This is a genomic window from Streptomyces sp. QH1-20 (assembly GCF_041283565.1).
GTDB classification, from domain to species: Bacteria; Actinomycetota; Actinomycetes; order Streptomycetales; family Streptomycetaceae; genus Streptomyces; species Streptomyces syringius.
In genome coordinates this window covers 7,644,660-7,665,124 of record NZ_CP166299.1, presented here as the reverse complement: position 1 = coordinate 7,665,124, position 20,465 = coordinate 7,644,660, and the positions used below count along the sequence as shown (strand labels likewise).

The 20,465-nt window shown below is 73.6% G+C and carries 15 protein-coding genes; 6 read left to right on the top strand and 9 right to left on the bottom strand.

Going from position 1 to position 20,465, the window contains the following annotated elements; all coding sequences use genetic code 11:
• Positions 1-10 precede the first annotated feature (10 nt).
• Positions 11-2,536: an ABC transporter permease gene (locus tag AB8O64_RS33765; protein ID WP_370423473.1), complete on the bottom strand. Its 2,526-nt coding sequence runs from the start codon at positions 2,534-2,536 to the stop codon at positions 11-13.
• Complete coding sequence (locus AB8O64_RS33760) at positions 2,533-3,279, bottom strand: ABC transporter ATP-binding protein (RefSeq protein ID WP_370423472.1); 747 nt, start codon at positions 3,277-3,279, stop codon at positions 2,533-2,535. The genes AB8O64_RS33765 and AB8O64_RS33760 overlap by 4 nt, the downstream gene beginning before the upstream one ends.
• 255 nt (positions 3,280-3,534) lie before the next feature.
• Between AB8O64_RS33760 and AB8O64_RS33755 the strand changes: the two genes are divergently transcribed.
• Positions 3,535-3,885, top strand: coding sequence for a peptidase inhibitor family I36 protein (locus AB8O64_RS33755; RefSeq protein WP_370423471.1), 351 nt, complete (start codon positions 3,535-3,537; stop codon positions 3,883-3,885).
• Positions 3,886-3,959: 74 nt separating this feature from the next.
• Here the strand turns inward: AB8O64_RS33755 and AB8O64_RS33750 are convergent, their stop codons facing one another.
• A complete protein-coding gene (locus tag AB8O64_RS33750; RefSeq protein ID WP_370423470.1) occupies positions 3,960-5,096 on the bottom strand; it encodes a hypothetical protein in 1,137 nt (378 codons plus the stop codon).
• 295 nt (positions 5,097-5,391) lie between these two features.
• Between AB8O64_RS33750 and AB8O64_RS33745 the strand changes: the two genes are divergently transcribed.
• The 5 genes from AB8O64_RS33745 (at position 5,392) to AB8O64_RS33725 (ending at position 12,466) form a co-directional block, all read left to right on the top strand.
• Entirely contained in the window at positions 5,392-5,538 is a 147-nt protein-coding gene (locus AB8O64_RS33745; protein ID WP_184731863.1) for a hypothetical protein, read from the top strand.
• Between the two features lie 115 nt (positions 5,539-5,653).
• Entirely contained in the window at positions 5,654-8,818 is a 3,165-nt protein-coding gene (locus tag AB8O64_RS33740; protein WP_370423469.1) for a lantibiotic dehydratase, read from the top strand.
• Positions 8,815-10,149, top strand: a complete 1,335-nt coding sequence (locus tag AB8O64_RS33735; RefSeq protein WP_370423468.1) for a lanthionine synthetase C family protein — start codon at positions 8,815-8,817, stop codon at positions 10,147-10,149. The genes AB8O64_RS33740 and AB8O64_RS33735 overlap by 4 nt, the downstream gene beginning before the upstream one ends.
• A gap of 33 nt (positions 10,150-10,182) precedes the next feature.
• Positions 10,183-10,743, top strand: coding sequence for a DUF4232 domain-containing protein (locus AB8O64_RS33730; protein WP_370423467.1), 561 nt, complete (start codon positions 10,183-10,185; stop codon positions 10,741-10,743).
• A 259-nt stretch (positions 10,744-11,002) separates the two neighbouring features.
• Complete coding sequence (locus AB8O64_RS33725) at positions 11,003-12,466, top strand: hypothetical protein (protein WP_370423466.1); 1,464 nt, start codon at positions 11,003-11,005, stop codon at positions 12,464-12,466.
• 109 nt (positions 12,467-12,575) lie between these two features.
• Here AB8O64_RS33725 and AB8O64_RS33720 read toward each other — a convergent pair whose 3' ends face one another.
• The 6 genes from AB8O64_RS33720 to AB8O64_RS33695 form a co-directional block, all read right to left on the bottom strand.
• The gene (locus tag AB8O64_RS33720) at positions 12,576-13,451 is read right to left on the bottom strand and encodes a hypothetical protein (RefSeq protein WP_370423465.1); all 876 of its coding nucleotides are present in this window, start codon (positions 13,449-13,451) and stop codon (positions 12,576-12,578) included.
• The gene (locus tag AB8O64_RS33715) at positions 13,444-14,094 is read right to left on the bottom strand and encodes a hypothetical protein (protein WP_370423464.1); all 651 of its coding nucleotides are present in this window, start codon (positions 14,092-14,094) and stop codon (positions 13,444-13,446) included. Before AB8O64_RS33715 ends, AB8O64_RS33720 begins: the two co-directional genes overlap by 8 nt.
• 213 nt (positions 14,095-14,307) lie before the next feature.
• Complete coding sequence (locus AB8O64_RS33710; RefSeq protein WP_370423463.1) at positions 14,308-14,961, bottom strand: response regulator; 654 nt, start codon at positions 14,959-14,961, stop codon at positions 14,308-14,310.
• A gap of 16 nt (positions 14,962-14,977) precedes the next feature.
• Entirely contained in the window at positions 14,978-16,669 is a 1,692-nt protein-coding gene (locus AB8O64_RS33705) for a sensor histidine kinase (protein WP_370423462.1), read from the bottom strand.
• Positions 16,670-16,804: 135 nt separating this feature from the next.
• Positions 16,805-19,303, bottom strand: a complete 2,499-nt coding sequence (locus tag AB8O64_RS33700) for an aldehyde dehydrogenase family protein (protein WP_370423461.1) — start codon at positions 19,301-19,303, stop codon at positions 16,805-16,807.
• Complete coding sequence (locus AB8O64_RS33695) at positions 19,303-20,460, bottom strand: acyl-protein synthase (RefSeq protein WP_370424053.1); 1,158 nt, start codon at positions 20,458-20,460, stop codon at positions 19,303-19,305. The genes AB8O64_RS33700 and AB8O64_RS33695 overlap by 1 nt, the downstream gene beginning before the upstream one ends.
• Positions 20,461-20,465: the final 5 nt, after the last annotated feature.

Below are 20,465 nucleotides of genomic sequence, written 5' to 3'. Positions count from 1 at the left end.
TGTGTTGGCTTCACTGCGCGCTCCGTCCACCATGGGCCGTCGCGGTGCGCAGGACCAGGCGGGTGGGCAGGGCTGCGGCGGCCAGACCGAGCGCGCCGGTACCGGCGAGGAGCCCGGTGTACCAGAGGGGGTCGACGATGATGCGCCAGTGGCCGTCCTGGGAGCTGCTGAACGTTCCCACGACTACTGCGGCGATCCCCGCACCGATCACGAGGCCGACGGTGGTTGTGAGTACCGCTTCGCGTGCGGCCATCGCCCGTACCTGGCGGGCGGTGGCGCCCAGCAGTCGCAGAGCGGCGTACTCGCCGCGGCGGCCGAGGGCGGCCATGGCGAAGGTGTTGAGGACGGCGACGGCGGTGAAGATGAGGGAGATACCGGTCAGCAGGCGCAGCGCTGCCTGCTGGGAGGCGGTTTCGGCGTCCTGCCGACTGGTTGCTGCCTCGTCACCGCGCGCGGACAGCTGCGGAAACTGCGCCCGCAACTCCTTCACGGCCGCCGGACTAGGGTTCTGGCCGAGGTGCACGGCCGACACAAGGGGCCGGGGGGTGTGCGCGGCGGTGAGCGAGCCGGGCAGCAGCATGTCGCCGAACCCGGCGGACCGGCCGTACAGGGCCACCACCGGCCGCGAGAGGTGGGTGCCGTCCGGCAACCACAGCCCGACCGTGTCGCCCACCCGCCAGTGCTGGCTGCCGGCCAGGTCCGTACTGACCGCCACCCCCTCGGCGAGCCCGTCCAGGGAACCGCTGGTGACCTTCAGATCCAGCACACCGCCGCCGGTGCGGTACAGGCCCTGGGCGGGGTAATGCTGCGGCTTGCCGCCCTTGCGGACCATGACCTCGCTCGGCACGGTCGCATCCACATCCCGTACCCCCGGCATCCTGGCCGCCTCTTCGTAGGCGCCCAGCGGCAGGCCGGGGCCGTCGGCGGCGGTCAAGCTCTGGCGGGCGGAGGCGACCCGGGCGTGGGCGGCCTGGTCGGTGAGGTTGCTGAGCAGAGTGGAGTTGAGCAGCATGGTGGCGTTGAGAGCGAACAGCAGCGCCAGCGGCATCGCCGCCCCCGCGACTCGCAGCGGGAAGCGCCGGGTGTTGGCCGCGGCCAGACGGCCGGTCGCCCCTGGCAGGACACCGCCCAGCGCCGCACCCACCGCACGGACCAGCCAGGGTCCCAGGGCGGCGGCGGCACAGACCAGCAGCGCGCAGCCGATGAAGCCCATGCCCACACCGATCCCGCCGCGCATCGGCGTGAACACCAGCACGGCCACCGCACCGGCGACCAGTACCGCACCGGTCACCACGCGCCAGATGCCGCCGCTGGCCGGAGCCGCAGCCGCCTCCCGCATCGCCTCAGTCGGAGCGATCCGCGCCACCCGCCGACCGGCGAAGTACGCCGCCAGCCGCGCCACCCCCACCCCGCAACCGGCCGCGATCAGCAGCGGCAGTGCGCTGCCATGCACGTCAAGAGATGCGGGAACCGCGCCGGTGGCCACGAACCGCTCACCCATCCAGCCCGCCAGCCACGACCCGAGCGGAGTCCCCACCACGGCGGCGGCCACGCCCACCGCCCATGCCTCCAGGCCCATCAGCCGGCGCACCTGGCGCGGCGTGGCACCGAGCGTGCGCAGCAGCGCCAGCTCGCGCAGTCGCTGCCGGGCGGCGAAGGCGATGGTCCCGGCGATGACGAACAGGGCCGCGAACACGGTGATGCCGGCCATCGAGCCGAACACCCCGACCGCCCCGGTGTAGCTGACCAGCACAGCCGGTGCGTCGGCCTGTACCCGTTCGTCTCCGGTGAGCACTCGCACGTCCGGCCCGGCCGCCGACCGCACCTTGTCCAGCACTGTGCGGCTGTCGGCGTCCGGAGCAAAGCGCAGGGCGAGCGCGGTCGCATCGCCCGGCTGGGACAGCCGTTCCGCGTCCGAGGCGGAGAAGAACACCGCGCCTTGCGAGGAAAGCTGCGGCCCTCCGGGGGCGGCGACGGTGCCGGCGAGTCGGAACGAGGCGACCTTGTGCGGCAGGGCCATGTGCACGCGGCTCCCCACATGCACATCGGCATGCCGGGCCAAGCCCGCGTCGAGCACCACCTCGCCGTCCTGGGGTACGCGCCCGGCAAGAAGCCGGAAGGGGGTCAGGGAGGCGGAGGACCAGGCGTGGCCCATCACCGGCGCGGTCGCGTCCGAGCCGCCACCGACCGGTTTTCCGCGGGGTGTGAGCGGCTGGGCGTAGAACGACGTGTCCTCGGTGACCTGCGTGACTCCGGGCACGGTGGCCAGGCGGCCGGTCAGGCCATCGGGGAGCGCGGGCGCACCGGACAGCGGGCGGGTCTCGGTGTCGTCCCCGTCTTTCACGGACACCTGACGCGCGGCGCTGACCACGGCGTCAGCGGCGGTGTACCTGTCGGCTCCGGCCGGGGAGGACAGAGCGGAGAACAGCAGCGTGCCACAGGCGGCGACCAGCGCCACCGCCAGGGCTGTGCCGAGAAAGGTCCCGGCGAAGGACCACCAGCGGTGGCGCACGGTGGCAAGAGCGAGACGGATCATCGGGCACTCAGCTCCGTCATCACCGCGGCCACCTGCGCGGCCGAAACGTCGCTCATGGAGGAGTGGACCTGACCGTCGGCAAGGAACAGGACCTGGTCCGCCCAGGCAGCGGCAGCCGGGTCATGCGTGACCATCACCACCGTCTGCCCCAGCTCGTCCACCGCCTCCCGCAGCAGCGCCAATACCTCATGCCCGGCAGCCAGATCCAGCGCTCCGGTCGGCTCATCGGCGAACAGCACCTGCGGGCGTCCGGCCAGCGCCCGCGCGACCGCAACCCGCTGCTGCTGGCCGCCCGAGAGCTGATCCGGGCGAGCACTCTTGCGCCCGGACAACCCCACGCGTGCCAGCACTTCATCCGCCCAGCGCCGGTCCGGCCGCACCCCGGCCAGCCGCTGCGGCAGCAGCACGTTCTGCCACACCGACAACGCCGGAACCAGGTTGAACGACTGGAACACGAAACCCGCCTGGCGACGGCGCGCCCGCGTCAGGGCCGGCTCCCGCAGCGCACCGATGTCCTCCCCGGCCAGCCGGACACGCCCGGCACTGGGCCGTTCCAGACCAGCCGCGCAGTTCAGCAGCGTGGATTTCCCGGATCCGGAAGGACCCATCACCGCCGAGAACGTGCCCGCCGCCAACCGTGCGCTCACCCCCCGCAGCGCGGGCGTCCCGCCACCGCCGGGGTAGGTCTTCGACACGTCTTCCAGCTCGACCGCAGCGGCCACCGGATCACTCGCGAGGTACATGCTCTCAAGCCTCGCGAAAACGCAGCCGCACGCCCACATGGCCCACTCGTAACCTCAAGGTAGGGATAGCCCTACCTTGCAAGCAGGGCGGCTACGGACAGCGAACAAATGACCAGATGACCGCTGACGTCCGCGCGCCCGTGTTGTCAGGCACCGACACGGGAACCGCAAGATCGAATTTCACACGCCGTCCTTACCGCCTGCACTCCCCAGTTTCGTCCCGCAGGTAGTCGCTGTGCATGCCCGAAAGGTCGCATGACACCAGACAACAAGGCACTCGGCTACTCCCGGGCCACGGACCCGCTCGTCACCGGCGCCAAGGACCCCTCGATCCTGATCCCGGCGTGCGCCAGCGGGTGGACGTGCCTGTACGAGCACAGCAACGGCGGCGGGCGCCGACTGATCTTCAACGACTACTACTGGCACAACCTCAACGAGTACGGCTTCGACAACCAGACGTCCTCCTGGCGCAACAACCAGACGGACTCCTGGTCCTGGCTCGCCGGAGGCACCGGCGGCACCGGCGGCCAGATCAGCCTCTCCACCAAGTCCTACAGCGCCAACCTCGGCTCCTACAACGACTGGGCCAGCTCGGTCGCGGCCTGACGGCGGGCGGGCCCGGCGGCCCGTCTCCCACCGACCGTGTGGTGAGCGGGCCCTGCCGGGCCCGCTCACTGCCCTCACCCGGCGCGCTCCTCCACCGACAGGACCAGCGTGCGCTCGGCGGTCAGCCGCAGGATGCTGCCCTCGTGCGGATCGAGGTTCAGCCGGACGCCGTGATAGCGGGGCGTGGTGGCGGAGAACCGGAGATTGCCCGCGGTCATCTCCAGCATCCCCTTCAGGAAGGCCCTGACATCGGGGCGCTCCCCCAGCGGGCCGGCCAGGACCTTGTCGTGAGCCGTGTGGAGAGCCGCTTCGGCGGCGACCAGCTCCTCGCACAGGCGGTCGACGGCGCCCTGCAGACCGAGGCCCTCGCTCCGCCTGAGCACGGTGACGGCGTTGACCACCGGGCCACCGGAGAAGAGGTCGCGCCGGTAGGAGAACAGGTCGTTGACCAGGACGCCGAAGCGTCCGCTCGCCCGGCAGACGGCCGCCAGGTCGGCGTCCGCCCGACGCAGCCCGGCGACGTCCGTGGCGGTGGCGTACTCCACCAGGCCGAAGGCCGCCTCGGCCGCGGCGGTCAGCAGCCGGTCGGCGACATAGGTCTCCAGATCCGGGTCCTTCAGGGGCGCGTCGAGCCCGCGGACGCAGGCCTCGAACCATTCCTCGCACACCGATGTCAGCCGGGTGTACTGCTCGGGGGTCATCCGGCGCCGGACACCGTCGAGGACGTCGGCGTAGGCCGCGACCCAGGGCGAGGTGAGGTCCGGCTCGCCGTGGTGCGCGCGGACACAGGCGTCGACGGCCGAACGGATCAACTCACGGTGACCGCCGGTCTCGTCGCCGCCGCCGTTGCCCCTGTCGTCGCCGCCCCGGAGAGTGTCGAGGGTGTCGTCGACGGCGAAGAAGTAGGTGGTGAAGGCGGACAGATCGGCGAACCGTTCCACGGACGCCGAGGGGTAGGCCCACTCCGGGAACGAGACGACCGGCCGCAGGGAATACCGCAGGTCCTCGTCGGACAACGGCAGGAACGTCAGATGCCGGCCCGCCCACTCCAGCACCCGCGCGGAGACCTCGGCAGCCTGTGGATGCCGGGTGGCCACGAGATGGCGCCCCAGCGGGGGCAGACGGATGGTGACCGGTTCGGCCCGGGGCACCGTGGCGAGGGGCGGGCAGCGGTCCTGCCCCGGGGCTCTCGTCTCGATGATGTCGTCCATGTCTCCCTCATCTCCCGCCGGGTCGGCACAGATCCGACCTTGGCAGGCCGCCCCCGGCGCCGGGGCACTCCCGGTCCGGCGCGTCGCGGTGCGGCCGGGCGCACCCGCTCGCCGCCGGGCGGACGCCCGCCCGTCCGCTCCCTCCCGGATCACCGCCGGGCCGGCACCGTTGATCCGGCGTTGATCGAAGGTTGACGGGCCGCTCCTAGAGTCCGGCGTAACCGGTCCGGGCAGCGGCTGAGACGGTCGCGAAGCCGCCCGGGACACCGGACATCGGCAATGAGGAGGAGTTCCCATGGAGAACCTGTTCGATCTTGATGTGGAAGAGATCGCCGTGCCGTCCTTCGACGAGACCGGGGCCGCGGACGCGCTCGGCTTTGTCTCGTTCCCCACCCCGATCACCGGTCGGGTCTGCAACCCCGACACGGGCTGCATCTGCTAGTCCGCCCCCATGGCGCATGGGTGGGGTCGCCGGGTCGCTCCCGGCACCGGCACCTCACCCACAGCCGGGGAGCGGGGGTACGAGCGGCGGCGAAGGGGAGGCGAAGGTGTTGCGGGTGCCAGGCAGGGACAACGGGGACGGGGCCGCGGGGTTCGCCTGTGCCGACACCGTCCTTCTCCGGGCGGCCGTCCGCCCTCCGGGCGCCGAGGCGGGGAGCCCGGATCCGGGGGACCTGGCCCGGCTGCGGCAGGCCGCGGCCGACGATCTGTTCCATGAGGCCATCGCCCTGGCCAGCCCGTCCCTGGCCCGTGTCCTGGACAAGGCCGCGGCGGGGCAGCCCCTCTCCCCCAAGGAGACACGCCGGGCGGCCCGCGCGGTGACGCGCTATCAGCTGCGGATGAGCGGCCGGGCCACCCCCTTCGGCATCATGGCCGGAGTGACCACCGCCGGTTTCGGCCCCGTCCCCCGGGCACGCTGGGGCTCGGCACACACCAAGGCCGCCCGGGCGGACATGGGCTGGCTCTTCGACGTCGTCGCGCGTCTGGAACGCGACCCCGCCGTCCTGGCCCTCCTGGACGTCACCGCCAATGATCTGTGCACGGTCCGCGGCGACCGGCTCGTCCTGCCCTTCGTCCCGGCACAGGACCAGGGTGAGGGACCGCACCGGGACGGTACGGGCACCCAGGAGGTGTCGGTACGTCACACCGAGCCCGTGCGCCGCGCCTTCGAGCTGGCCGCGACCCCCGTCGCCTGGCCCGATCTGGTCAAACTGCTGGGCGAGGACCATCCCGGCGTGGCCACGGACACCGTGGCGCGGATGGCTGCCGAGCTCGTCCGCCTCGGCCTGCTGCTCACCGGACTGCGGCCGCCGCTGGACGACGGCGACCCGGTGGAGGACGTCCTCGGCCTGCTGGCCGGGCACAGCGATTCCCTCTCGCCCGACAGCCGCCGGATCGTCGACGAACTGATCGACATCCGGAGCGGGCTGGCGGCCTACGCCGCCGCACCCGTCGGCCGGGGCGGAGGGGCGCTGACGGCCGTGACGGACCGCATGCGCGCCCTTCGGCCCGCCGAGCGTCCGGTGCAGGTCGATCTGGCGCTGGACGCCGACGTCCGTCTGCCGGACGTCGTACGGGATGAAGCGGAACGCGCGGCGCGGGCACTGGTGGGCTTGTCCGCGGGCCGGCCGGAGCCCCGTCATTTACGCGACTTCCACGCGAGGTTCCTTCAGCGGTACGGCACGGGCAGATCGGTTCCGCTGCTGGAACTGCTCGACCCCGCGCGCGGGCTGGGCGCACCCGACGGGTACGGCGCCGCCCGCACACCCGGCGGCCGTCCGGGCGGTGGCGGCGACGAAGGGGTGGGCGCCCGCGACCGGCTGCTGCTGGCCTGGGCCCAGGAGGCGGCCATGGCCTCGCGGCGCGAGCTCCTGCTCGACGACGAACTACTGGCCGAACTCCGCGGAGCGACCGCCGGGCCCGCCCCGGAGGACGACCCCGGCCCGCCGCCGTCGTTCGACCTGCTGGCCGAGGTGCTGGCGGACTCCGTGCCGGCCATGGCCGAGGGCGAGTTCCGGCTGATCGTGGGCGGGGTGTCCGGGGTCGCGGGGGCGGTCGCCGGGCGGTTCGCCCATGTGCTGGGCGAGGCCGCCGAGGACTTCGGGCGCGTCCTGCGGTCCGTCCCGACCCGCAATCCGGCGGCCGTCCGCGCCCAGTTGGGCTTCTCGCCGCGCACGGGCAGGGCCGCGAACGTCTCCAAGGTCCCCGGGTGGCTCGATCACACCATCACCGTGTCCGCGTTCGCCGACCGCGGCTCCCCGCGTGCCCTGGGCCTCGCGGAGCTGGCCGTGGTGGCGGACCACCGGCGGCTGGCCCTGGTGTCGACCACGCTGGGACGCGAGGTCGTCCCCACGCTGCCGACCATGGTGCTGCCCCCGGGCAACGCCCCCGACGTGGCCCGTTTCCTGGAGGAGATCCAGCGTGGCGGCGAGGCCGCGTGGCCGGGGTGGGACTGGGGCACGGCCGCCGCCCTGCCCTTCCTGCCGCGCGTGCGCTACGGGCGGACCGTGCTGGCCCCGGCTCGCTGGCGGCCCGCCGATCCCGCGCTCGGCACGCCCACCACACCACCCGGCACCTGGCGGCGGCGGTTCGCCGCCTGGCGCGCCAGGGCGGGGGTGCCCGACGAGGTCGCCTCGGTGTACGCCGACCATCGCATCGCCCTCGATCTGACGGACCCGGGGCATCTGGAGTTGCTGCGGCACGAGTGGCAGCGCCGCCCCGGGGCGTTCCTCCAGGAGCTGCCCGCAGCGGGTGCGTACGGCCACGGCTGGTCCGCGGGGCGGCCCACCGAGGTCGCCTTCCCGCTCGTCCGGACCACCGCCGGCACGGACCGGCCGCCGGTCATCGGCCTGGTCCGTCCGCACCCGGTCCACGGCCCGGGGTCGCGGTGGCTCTACGCCAAGCTGTACTGCGCCGCCGAACACCAGGACACCCTGCTGGCCCGGCGGCTCCCCGGCCTGCTGAGCCGGCTGCCCGAGGGGGCGGACCGCTGGCACTTCCTCCGCTACAGCGACCCCGCGCCCCATCTGCGGCTGCGCTTCCACGGCACCCCGGAGGTCCTCGGCGGCCGGCTGCTGCCCCTCCTGGGGCGGTGGGCCGACGAGTTGCGGCGGCAGGGGTGGTGCGCGCGCATGGTGCTCGACACCTACGAACCCGAGTGGGAGCGCTACGGCGGGCCCGAAGTGATGGCGGACGCCGAGGCGGCCTTCGACGCGGACAGCCGGGCGTGTCTGGAGCAGGTGGCCCTGCTCCGCGAAGGCGCCCTGGACATCGACCCGCGGCTGCTGGCCGCGGCCAATTACCTGGACCTGGCCCACCGCTTCTTCCCCGGCACCGGCGGCCCCGGCCACCGTGAGGCGGCGTACCGGCTGGCGGCCGGCGCGGGCCCGCTCGGGCACCGGGCGGCGCCGACCGCCCTGCGGCAGGAGGCGCGGCGGCTCGTCGATCCGGACGGCCGGTGGACGGAGCTGGCCCGGCGGCCGGGCGGGGCGCAGGTGCTGCGCGCCTGGGAGCTGCGGGGCCCGGCCGTCGCCGCGTACGGGGCCCGGCTGCGCGGTCTCGGCGAGGCGGCGTGGGCCGAGGGCGACACGGTGCTGACGTCCCTGTTGCACATGCATCACAACCGGCTCGTGGGAACGGCCCGCAGTGCCGAGGAGGAGTCGCTCGCCCTGGCGCACCTGGCGGTACGGGCGCACATCGGCCGGGAGCGGGAGCGGGCATGAGCACACGGGACAGGGCGGCGGCCCTCTCCGCCGACATCGCCGGGCGGCTCGCCGACCCGGACCGCGTCCGGGCGCTGCTGCCGACCACCGAGGGGCCGTCGCGGACGCTCACCTTGAGCGACGGTGCGCCGGGCATCGCGCTGCTGCACCTGGAGCGCGGGCGGGTGGCGGACGGCGCCCTGGGCACCGCGCACCGGTGGCTGGCCGACGCGGTCGCCCACGCCAAGGACGCGTCGGGTGCCACCCCTCCGTCGGCTCCGGGGCTGTACCTGGGCATCCCCGCGCTGTCCTTCGCCATGTGCCGTGCCGAGCTGGTCTCCGGGCGCGGGGGCCGGGCCGCGGCGCGGCTCGCCGGACACGTCCGGGCGTTCGCCCAGGGGCTCGCCGCCTGGGAAGGACGGCGCCGCCCGCTCGGCGGGGAGTGCGTGAGCGTCGGGACGTACGACGTCATCTCGGGGCTGGCAGGTCTGGGCGCGCATCTGCTCGACGGCCGGCAGGACGGTGCCGAGGGCAATGGCGAGGCACTGGCGGAGGTCCTGACGGCACTGACGGGGCTGGCCGTGCCGCTGCGGCTCGACGGGCGTTCGCTGCCGGGCTGGTGGACCGCCCAGCACTCCGCCGGTTACGCGCCGACGGCCCCGGAGACCGGCCACGCCAACGTCGGCCTGGCGCACGGCGCGCCCGGCCCGCTGGCCCTGCTGGCCCTGGCCTGGCGGCACGGGGTGGTCGTGCCCGGGCAGGAGCGGGCCATCCGGGTGCTCGCCGAGTGGCTGATGGACATCGAGCGGCGGGACGAGGAGGGGGGTTGGTGGCCCCGCACGCTGGTCCTGGCGCCCGGCGGTGCCGTGACCGCCAACGAGAGCGCACCGGGCCGGGCGTCGTGGTGCTACGGAACCGTGGGGATCGCCAGGGCGCTGTATCTGGCGGGGAGCGCGCTGGACGTGCCCGAGTGGCGCCGCGCCGCGGTCGGCGCCTGGCACGCGGCGCTCTCGCGCGCCCGGCACGCCCAGGGCGGGCCGGCCGGGGCGGGGTTGACGGACGCGGGGCTGTGCCATGGCTGGGCCGGTGTCCTGCAGGCCACCTGGCGCATGGCGGACGACACCGGGGACCCGCGACTGCGCGCGTGGCTGCCGTGGCTCGCCGACCGCGTCCTGGAGCTGGCGGCCCCCGACCAACCCTTCGGTCTGCGGCCCCCGCTGCCGGACGCCGGCACCGTCAGCGACCCCGCGGGCTTCCTCACCGGCGCGGCGGGGGCGGCACTCGCGCTGCACACCTTCGCCACCGACACCGCCCCGGTGACCCGTTGGGACCGGGCGCTGCTGCTGGCGTGAGCCGGGTGCGCGGGGACGTGGGACGATCGGCGGGTGAACACGATCTGGGCCGCGGTGCGCCGGGCGCGCCGCCTCGGGCGAACGGCCGCGCCGGTCGCCGTGACCGCTCTTCTCGCCGCCTGCACCGCCTCCCCCTCGGCCGCGCCGACGACGGACGCGGCCCCTCCCGAGCCGTGCGTCGAGATCGGGGCAGGTCCCGTCGACGGTGCCATGGGACTGCGTTCGCTGACCCTGGAGATGGTCAACTGCGGTGCGCGGCCCTACACCGTGAAGGGCTCTCCGGTGGTCCGGGTCCTGGACGGCGACCGCGAGCGGATCGACGTCACGGTCACCGAGGGGCCCTCCTCCGTCACCACCACCGGCGACGCGACCCCGCCGGCGGTGACCCTGCGGCCCGGGGAGAAGGCCGTGGCAGCTCTGTTGTGGCGGAACACCGCGACGGATCCGGCAGGGGCCGCCGTGCGCGCCACGTACCTTCAGGTGGCCCCGGCCGACGGGGAGCCCTGGCAGACGGTGAAGCCGGCCTCCGGGATCGACCTGGGCACCACCGGCAAGGTCGGCGTCAGTCCGTGGAAGCCGCCGTCCCGGAGGTGAGGGACGGGCCGGGGCCCTCAGGAGAGGCCGTGGCCCGCCGGGCCTGTCCGCGCGGGGAGTTGACGCGTCGTCCGCGGGATGTGTGATCCAGATCATCGCCCCGGTGCCGGGGGAAGCGGGGCGGTCGTCGGCGTGCGCGTGGCATGATCATGCGGATCATTACCGGCGGGTACATCACCCGCCCGCAGCCGTGTGACGCAATCCGCGGGTGTCGATTCCCCGCGGCCTGCCCCCACCTCACGCTTCCGAGGATCCCATTTTGCGCAAGACCCACAGAAGTACCGCTTTACTGCCCGCTCTCGCCGCCGCGTCCCTGCTCGTCGCCGGGTGTTCGGCCGCCTCCCCCTCCCCCGCCGCGGCGGGTGGCGACGCGGAGCCGAAGGGCGGCGCCTCCCCGGCGGCGGCCCCCGCCCCGCAGCTCGCCGTCCAGGCGGCGCCGGCCCGTGCGGCCGGTGCCCCGAGCGCCGTGGCCCGTCCCTCCGGCGGCGGCCGTCAGGCACAGAAGTCCTCGCTGAAGATCGCCTCGTTCGACCGCAAGAGCGGACGGGCCGTCATCTCCGGTGCGTCGGACGCCCCGAAGAAGCCCACGGCGGGTCACACCTCGCCGACCGAGGCGGCACCCCCGAAGTCGGCCGTGGCCGTCGGTGACGTCATCGCGAGCGCGCCCGCCCCCGGCGCGCCCAACGGTGTGCTCGCCAAGGTCACCAAGGTGCTGGGGAAGACCGAGCAGGGCACCGAGGTCAATACGGCCCCGGCGACGCTCGGTGCCCTGCTGGGCGACGCCAAGGCCGACGGCAAGGTGCCCGTCGACCCGGCCGCCATGAAGGTCGAGCCGCTGCTGCGGGGGACGAAGGTCTCCTGGGCGAAGACGGGTGACGTCCGGTTCGGGCCCAAGGGCGGGAAGGTGCCGCTGGGCAGCCTGCGGATCGACGTCGGAGCCTCGGTCCCCACGGCCAAGGGCGCCCCGGTGTCCGCCGAGGCGTCGGTGGCGGGCTTCGTCCAGCTGGCCCCCGAGGTCGACTTCTCCTACAACGGCGGCGGGTTCGGCTCCGCGGGTTCACCCGGCACCGCGTCCCTGGGGCTCTCCGGTGACTGGTCCTCGCAGTGGGAGCTGAAGGGACAGGCCGCCGGGTCCACCAAGGACGGCAAGCCGCTGCGGCTGCCGTTCGCGAAGCTGCACGCCGCCCCCGTCATCCAGGTGGGTCCGGTACCGGTCGTCGTGAACGTCGACCTCACCTGCTACCTCCAGGTGGACGGTGACGGCCGGATCGGTGTCGACGTCAAGCAGAGCGTCAAGGGCGACTTCCGGGTCGGCGGCGACTACACCCGGGGCAAGGGCTGGAGCCCCGTCTCGAAGTCCGGTCTGAAGGCCACCCCGGTGGTCGCGACGGCGACCGCCGCGGGCCAGGTGAAGGCCACGCTCGGCGCCGAGGCGGCCGTCGGGCTGTACGGCATGGCGGGTGTCAACGCCGAACTCGCCCCGTATCTGCGGGCCGAGGCCGAGGGCAGCGCCACCGGCGCGAGCGACGGCACCGCCTCCGCCACCGGCAGGTGGGCGGCGTTCGGCGGGTTCGACCTGTCGGGCGCGCTCCAGGCGCAGCTGCGGATATTCGGCACGCCGATCTTCGAGAAGCGCATTCCCCTCGGTTCGCTGCACCGGGAGTGGAAGCTCGGAGGCGGCCAGGGATCGGTGTCCACGGCACCACGGGCCAAGGGGCACTGAGCCCCGGGGCCACCCCGACGATCGGGCCGGGTGCCCGGGAGGAGTTCGTCTCCTCCCGGGCACCCGGCCCGTGGGCGTCGCGGGGCACTTGGGGGTGGGCGCCGTGCCGTCACCAGGGGCCGAAGGGCACGAGGTCGGGGCCGACGCTGTGCCAGTCGTCACCGCCCTCGTGGACGCGGTGGAAGAGGTGCCCGCAGTACCAGACCACCACGTCCTGCCCGTCGGTGTTCTCGCCGTTGACATACGCGTCGAGCCCGTCGGAGTGGGCCCCGCCCTGCCTGCCGTAGCGGTCCTCGCTCGCGCGGTGGCGCAGCAGCCACAGATCGGAGGAGGAGAAGGCGTTGGCGACGCCGTCGTTCGCGCCGGGCAGCAGATGGTAGCCGCGCCGGCTGTCCCGGTCGAGGACGGCCCAACTGCGCCGGGAGGGCGGATTCTTCACCCTCTTGGTCTCGGTGCGGAAGGGGTGCCAGCCGGCTCCCCATCCCTCGTCGGCGGTGTAGGTGTTGTATTCCAGCAGCAGGTCGCGCCGGCTGTTGTCGATGTCGAAGTCGAACCGCCAGTAGGTGTGATGGCGGTGGTCGTAGTGGCACTGGAGACCCGCGCTGAAGAGCCGGGGCATCACCACACCGTGCTCCCAGAAGGTCCAGCGGTGCGTCAGCCGGTAGGCGCCGATGGTGTGGTACGACTCCACGCTCAGGGCGCGCCGCCCGGCGCCGGTGTAGGAGTAGACGCACACCCGGCTCCGGGGGCAACGGGTCGTCGGATGGGCGTTGTCGTAGTTGAGGGGGTCCTTGAACGGGCCGCAGGGCCCGTGGTACTGCACCCGCAGCGAGGGCAGGCTCGCCTTCGAGAACACCCGGTGCCCCCGGTACGCGGCGGCCAGGATCACGATGCCCTCTTCGTCGGGCGCGTCCGCCAGCCGCCAGTCGAAGACCCACAGCGGATTCGCGGCACCGGGCCACACGACATGCCCCGTCTCACTCATCGCCGTCACCCCCCGCGCCGAGCACCCGCTCCTCGCCGAGGTCCACGATGACCCGGACCCGCGGCAGCCGCTCGTCGGGCAGGCCGAACCCGACATAGGCCCGGCGGTGGCCGTAGTGCTCGTCGCCCTCGGCGACGTCGCTGGTGAGCAGCACCATGGGGACGCAGTCGGGCGTGGCCCGCCGGGCGACCTCGGGGTGGGTCCGGGCGAGCGTCACCGCACGCGCGATCTCGGCGTCCGACAGGCCGGGTTGGGCGGAGCTCTCCACCAGGCCGGCGACCGTGGGCGGCGCGCCGTCGTCGAGGGTGATCTCCAGGGTCCGCCCGCCCGTGTAGTCGTAGGCGAGGACGAGAATCGCGGGGGTGGCCCGGTGCTTGTCGTCGGTGAGGGCGCTCGCGCCGAGGAGGGCGTAGCGACGGCCGTCCAGCGCGGCGCGGACCCGGTCGTCCGTCGTCAGCACGGGCGAGACCCGGCTCAGCAGTTCCTCGCCGATGGGGGCGGCCGCGCGTTCGCAGACGACGGGCTCGGCCGGGCCCGGCTCCGGGCCGGGACCCGGGATGTCGCGGATCGCGGGTTCCACGGTGGCGGGGAACTCCGGCAGTCCAGGTCGGTCCGGTGGGGGTTCGAGACGGATATCTGGCATGGAACACCCTTCCCTCCCGGCGCCCGCTCCCGCGGCCGGGCGCGCAGCACCCCGATATGTTTTCCCCGCGCGTGCACCTGGCCACCGGGTGGGACGGGCGGGGTGAGGTGCGGTCCCCCGGCCGGGCTCCGGCGCGCGCCGAAGGCGCGCGGACCGGGGTGCGCGGGTGTCCCGGGGCGGAAGAGCAGACCTGTTGCCGCCGAGGGGCAAGGCTCAGACGCCCAGCCCCGCGTCGCGCGCCAGCAGCGCCGCCCGGACCCGGTTCTCGCAGCCGAGCTTGGCGAGGATCCGGCTGACGTACGTCTTCACGGTGGCCTCGCTCATATGGATCCGCCGGCCGGCGTCGGCGTTGGACAGCCCCTCGCCCAGCAGCGCCAGCACCTCGCGCTCCCGGTCGCTCAGCACCGCCACCCGCCGCCGTGCCTCCTCGGACCGGGACACGGCGGGGCCGGCGGCGAGGGCGTCCGCCACATGGCGGGTGGCCGCGGGCGAGAGGTACGCATCGCCCGCGGCGGCCGCCCGTACCGCCGCGATGAGTTCACCGGGGGCCGAGTCCTTCAGCAGGAAGCCCGCACCGCCGTGCCGCAGCGCCCGCAGGACGTTGTCCCGCTCGCCGAAGGTGGTCAGGATCAACGCCCGTACGCCGGGGGCCGTGCGCCCCAGTTCGGCGAGGGCGGAGAGGCCGTCCAGGACGGGCATCTGGATGTCCAGCAGCGCGACGTCCACCCGGTGCCGGAGCGCCAGCTCGACCGCCTCGCGCCCGTCCGCCGCCTCGGCGACGACCTCGATGTCGTCGGCGGACGTGAGGATCATCCTGATCCCCGCCCGGATGAGGGGCTCGTCGTCGGCGACGAGGACGCGTATCACCTGATCTCCAGCTGGGTCAGTTATGGACGTCGAACTCACGCTTCTCGACCAGTTTCCCGTCCTTGAAGCAGAACCGGTACACGGTGTCGGTGGACAGGCCCTTCGACGAATCGGTGGACAGCAGCGTAAGGCAGCCGGCGCCCGGGGGCTCGGGCGGCGCCTGGCGCTTGGCGTCGATGGTGAAGAACGACTTGCCCGAGGGCAGCTTCTCGCGGACCCGCTCCTCGGGGTCGCCGACGTGCACCGACGCGTAGACACTCGGGTCGATCATGGCCTTGTCGACCTCGTCCAGCAGCTTGCCCGCGCCGAACACCAAGGCCACCACGAGGCCGACCAGGATCAGTACCCCCGCCCCGCAGCCGATCAGACAGCCGTGGTTCCGTCGCGTCGACCCCATGATGTTCTTGAACTCCTCGCGCGGATCGGACCAGTCGATGACCGGTCCACCGTCGCCGGGAGCCTCGGCACCGGTCTGCTGCCGGAAGTCGTCCGCCGCGTCGCCGAAGGTCGTCTCCCGCGCCTCCCCCGTCTCGTACGGCAGCACCCCCGCGAGCCGGAAGCCCCCGGCGTCCACCGGCCCGGCGTGCACCATCCCGCCGACCAGCCGGGCCCGCTCCCGCAGCCCCATGAGCCCCTGCCCGCCGCTGACCGCCCCGGGCCACAGCCCGGTCTCCCCCGGTACCGGGCCGTTGGCGACCTCCACCACCAGCGAGTCGGGTTCGTAGCGCAGGCTGACGGTGATCGGCGCGCCGGGCGCGTGTTTGTACGCGTTGGTCAGGCCTTCCTGGGCGACGCGGTACGCGGCGTGGTCGGCGGCCGGCGCCAGCGGCCGTGGCTCCCCGGAGCGTTCGAGCCGCACCGGGGTGCCGGCCGCGGCCGCCGACTCGACCAGGGCCTCGATCCCGGCCACCACGCGGGAGGCCGCCTGGGCCGTCGGCTCCTCCGGCGCACCGCCGTCCTTGAGGATGCCGACCACTTCGCGCAGTTCGTGCATGGCGGCCACGGACGCCTCCCGCAGCACCGCGACCGCCTCACGCTGCCGGCCGGTCAGCTCCCGGTCCACCTCGAGGGCGCCGGTGTGCACGGCGATCAGGGCGAGCTGGTGGCCGAGGCTGTCGTGCATGTCCTGGGCGATGCGCTGGCGCTCGCGCATCCTGGCCTGCCCGGCGATCATCTGGCGCTCGCGCAGCAGCTGGGCGTTGCGCTCCTGCAGGGCGCGCAGCAGGGTGCGCCGCTGGGACCAGTAGCGGCTGGCGAGGCCCGGCACGACCACCGAGACCAGGAAGAAGAGGGTGGTGAGGACCAGGGTCGAGGGGGTGGGGGGACTCTCGATGAGGGAGAGTCCGACGCACAGCACACCGGACGCGGTGAACGTCACCAGTGCCCGCACCACGCCGTCGATCCGCCGCCCGGCGGACCAGGCGACCGGCATGAGCAGCAGCACGCCGCCCGGCGACACCCCGGCCAGGGCCCCCGAGGCGAGCAGGACGGGCGTGGGCAGCGCGCGCCGCAGCAGCGACAGGGCGGCAACGACGATCGCGACGGCGGCCGTCCTCGGCCAGCCGGCCCCGCTGAGGTCCTCCAGTCCCGCGGCGAGCAGCCCGAGCACCAGGGCCAGCGCGCTCTCCCCCACCAGCCGCCGCCGGGGCCACTGGTCCGGCTCCGTCACCCGTCGCCCCAGGCCACGGGCCCACGCTGTCGCTCTCATCCCCGCACCATAAGCAGCCCTGGCCGCCGCGGGCGTACATCCAAAGTCTCGACTTGGGCCGACCAAAGTCGAGACCGGCGAGGGAGGCGGCTTCGGCGGACCGCCGTCGGTCCGCCGAAGCCGCCTCCGGCCGGCTCAGCCCTGCCGGTCGTCGACGACGGCGCGCAGCTTGCCGCTGGTCGCCGTACGGGCGAAGTCGGCGCCGTCGACCGTCTCCACGACGAGGTCGAGCAGCCGGTCGTCGACGGCCGAGCGCAGTTCCTCGTAGCCCGCCAGGAGGGCCGTCCGCAGCTCCGCCGTGTCCGTGGCCTCGACGCGGACGGTGAGCCGTTCGCGGGCCTCGGTGCGGGTGAGCACCACCTGGAGCTCACCGCTGTAGCCGCGGTCCTGCTCGGCGATGGCCACCATGCGCCGGTAGTTGAGGAAGTACGACGCCACACGCATCACGTCGCCGCCCCGGCCGAGCAGCTCGAAGCGCGGCGACCTGTTGCCGCAGGCACACGGGCCGGGCAGGGCGCGGCCGAGGTCGCCGATGACGTACCGGCCCAGGTTCTGGCCCCGCCGGGCGTGGGTGGAGAACACCAGGCGGCCGATCTCGCCGGGCTCCACCGGCCGGTCGGCGTCGGTGTGCAGGATCTCCATGGTGTGCAGGTCGGCGTGCAGGTGGTGGACGCCGCCGGTGGACTCGGTGCACTGGTAGCCGAGCGGGCCGAGGTCGGTGGATCCGTAGGTGATGGAGCGGACCGTCTCGATGCCGAAGTCCTCGGTCAGGACGCGGCGCTGCTCGGCGGTGAAGTGCTCCCCGCCGTAGAAGATCTTGCGGATGCCGCCGTACGAGCGCAGCAGGTCCGCCTGGTCGTGGAGGAGCTGCCAGAGGTAGGAGGGCATGCCGAAGAGGGTGTCCACCTCGTGGGTGACGAGCATCTCGGCGGTGACCCGGTGGTCGGGGCCGGCCGCCATCGGCATCTGGGTGCCGCCCAGCCGTTCCAGGATGGAGAAGAAGCTGATGAAGCCGCCGTACATGCCGCCGCAGAAGAAGAGGTTGGCGGTGCGGTCGCGCGCCGGGTCGTAGCCGGCGGCGAGCAGGCCGCGGGCGGCGGCGCGCATCTGGGTGTCGTAGTCGTCGTAGCTGAACAGGGACAGGGCGGGCTTGCCGGTGCTGCCGCCGCTGCGGAAGTACAGCTCCGCGTCGCGCGGGTCGACGGCGTCGTTGAGCTTCTGGACGGCGGCCTTGTCGAGCAGCGGCCCGGTGGGCGGCGGGAAGGCGGCCGGCCGGGTCAGGTCGTCGAGGCAGGCCGTGGTGGCGAAGCGCTCGTCGGCCTGGACGGCCACGCGGCGGCTGTAGCGCTGGAGGGCGTAGACACCGTCGTGCGGCTCGCCGGAGTAGCCGCCGAGCATCCGGCCGAGCGGCGTGACACGGGTGGCCCCGGCGGCCAGGGCGAGGCGGGACAGCTCCGCGATGTCGGTGCGGTCACCGGCGATACCGGCGGTCTGCAGATAGCGCCGCATGGGGCGCAGGGTGCCGAGGAGCCTCTTGCGCGGCAGGGGCTTGACCCACACGCTGCGGTGCAGCGGGGAGGCGGTGAGGGCCGGCCGGGTGTCGGCCATGACGCGCCAGGAGCCGTCGGGGGCGGCGATGACGCGGGTCAGGTCCAGGTGCTCCTCGAGTCGGGCGATGAGCTCGGTGGTGGTGAGCTCGGCCTCCTCGGCGGGGCTCGTCGCGGTGTCGCGCTCGGCGGGCGGCATGCCGCCGAGGACGGCGGCGAAGCGCTCGGCGAAGGCGAACACCTCGTCATGGTCCTCGGTGTCGAGGTAGACGACCTGCGGGCTGGAGCACGCCTGCTGTTCGTGCAGGCAGACGTCCGTCGCCAGGGCGGCCAGGGCGGCCGGGTCCTGCCAGGCGTCCCGGGTGAGGTAGGCGAAGGAGATCTTGTGGCCCCACTCCACCAGGCGGCAGCCGGGCGGCACATGGGCCGCCACGCCCTCGACGGCGCTCTCGCCGCCCCACACCGCCACGGCGTCGGCGGGGGCGCACATCATGCTCAGCCAGTCCTGCCGGGAGGAGGAGAAGCGCAGCACGATGACGCGCTCGGCGATGGCGCCCGTGGGGTCCAGGGCGGCGAGCTCGGCGAGCAGGTGCTGGGCGAGGAGGGTGTCGGCGCTGCTGGTCTTGAGGACGTTGACGTTTCCGGCGAGGAGTCCTTCGACGAGGCTGAGCGGCGCGACGGTGGCGGCGTTGCCGGGGGCGATGTGCGCGACGAGACCGACGGGGGCCCAGGCCTCGTAGACGGTCTCCTTGGCGTCGGGGCGGTTCAGCCGCTGCGGGCTGGTGCCGCCGAGCTCGCGCCGGAGCTTCGTGGTCAGCTCCGGCCGGCTGAGGAAGGCGGCCAGTTCGGTGAGGACGGTGGTGTCCTCGCCCTCGGCCAGGTGCTTCGCCAGGCGGGCGTGGGTGGGGTGGGCCGCGTCGCGCAGGGCGGCCGCGAGCTGCTCGCAGGCGGCCAGGACGGTCTCGGTGTCCAGCGGCTCGGCCAGTGCCGCCTCGACCGTGGCGGACAGGCCGGCCAGCCGGCGGCCCGCTTCCTCGTCGTCGACGAACGTGCCCTGCCAGTAGTGGTGCTGCACGTTTTCGGTCATCACGACATGCCCTTCATCAGTTCGGCGGCGGCCACCGCACAGCTCTTGTTGCGGCTCACTCCGGCGCGGCCGTGCAGGGTGAACCAGGGGGTGTCCAGCTCGCAGCCGCACTCCTCGCCCGGGTGCAGCGTGGCGAGGTCGCCCATGACGACGCTCTGTGCCGGTACGGAGGTGATGTACGGCGAGACGAGGTGCAGATAGCCCGTCTCGCCGTACGGCAGCGGCTCGAGCGTGCGGGTGGAGCGGATGAACACCCGGGACCAGACGGGGACGTGCAGACGGTGGTGGTCGCACTCGATGTAGGGAATGCAGTGCTCGACCGAGCCGAAGGTGTCGCGGATCCGCTCGGAGGGGACCCCCAGTTGCTCGGTGATGCGCCCGTACAGCTCGTCCTTGCCGATCTGCTTCTCGGCGTGGCCCTTCCAGCCGCCGCCGAAGAGGATCAGCGAACCCTCGGGGAGCGTCAGGGGCGGCAGTCCCATGGCGCGCATCCGCTCCAGGGTGAACCAGAGGAACGCGGGGAAGCCCAGGATGCGGACGGGGACGTCGTCCTCGGCGTAGCGGCGCAGCGCGGCGACGACGCCGAAGGGGTCGAACTCGTGCCCGTTGCCGGTGTTGCGCAGGGCGTACTCGACGTGCCGGGCGGGCGCGAAGTCGCAGAGGTAGTTGTCGGTGAAGGAGGTGCCCAGCTTCAGGTCGGGTGCGGGCTGGTAGCTGAAGAGGAGGTAGTTGACCTCCTGGTCGGGGGTGATCCAGCCGTTGCGGTCGAAGATGCGGGCGACCATGCGCTGGGCGGAGCGGATGGTCCATTCGTCGAAGAACATCTGCGACTTCTGGCCGGTGGTGCCGGAGGAGGTCAGGTGCAGATGGACGTCGTCACGGGGGATGGACAGCACCTCGTGACGCTTGAAGAAGTTGGCGTGCACGAGCGGGGCGGTGAACTCCCCCGCCGGGGCGGTTTCCTCGGTGGCCTCGTGGAGCCTGCGGAAGAACGGGGAGCGGTCGCTGTGCCAGGCGTTGATCTCGGCCATGGCCGCGGTGAACAGCTCGTCCTCGGCGGGGCCGACGGCGTAGGGGTCGGTCAGGTCGCACAGTTCCTGGACCCGGGACAGCAGAGCCGGGTCGGGGACGTCGACGGGAGCGAGGTGGGGATTCATCGGAT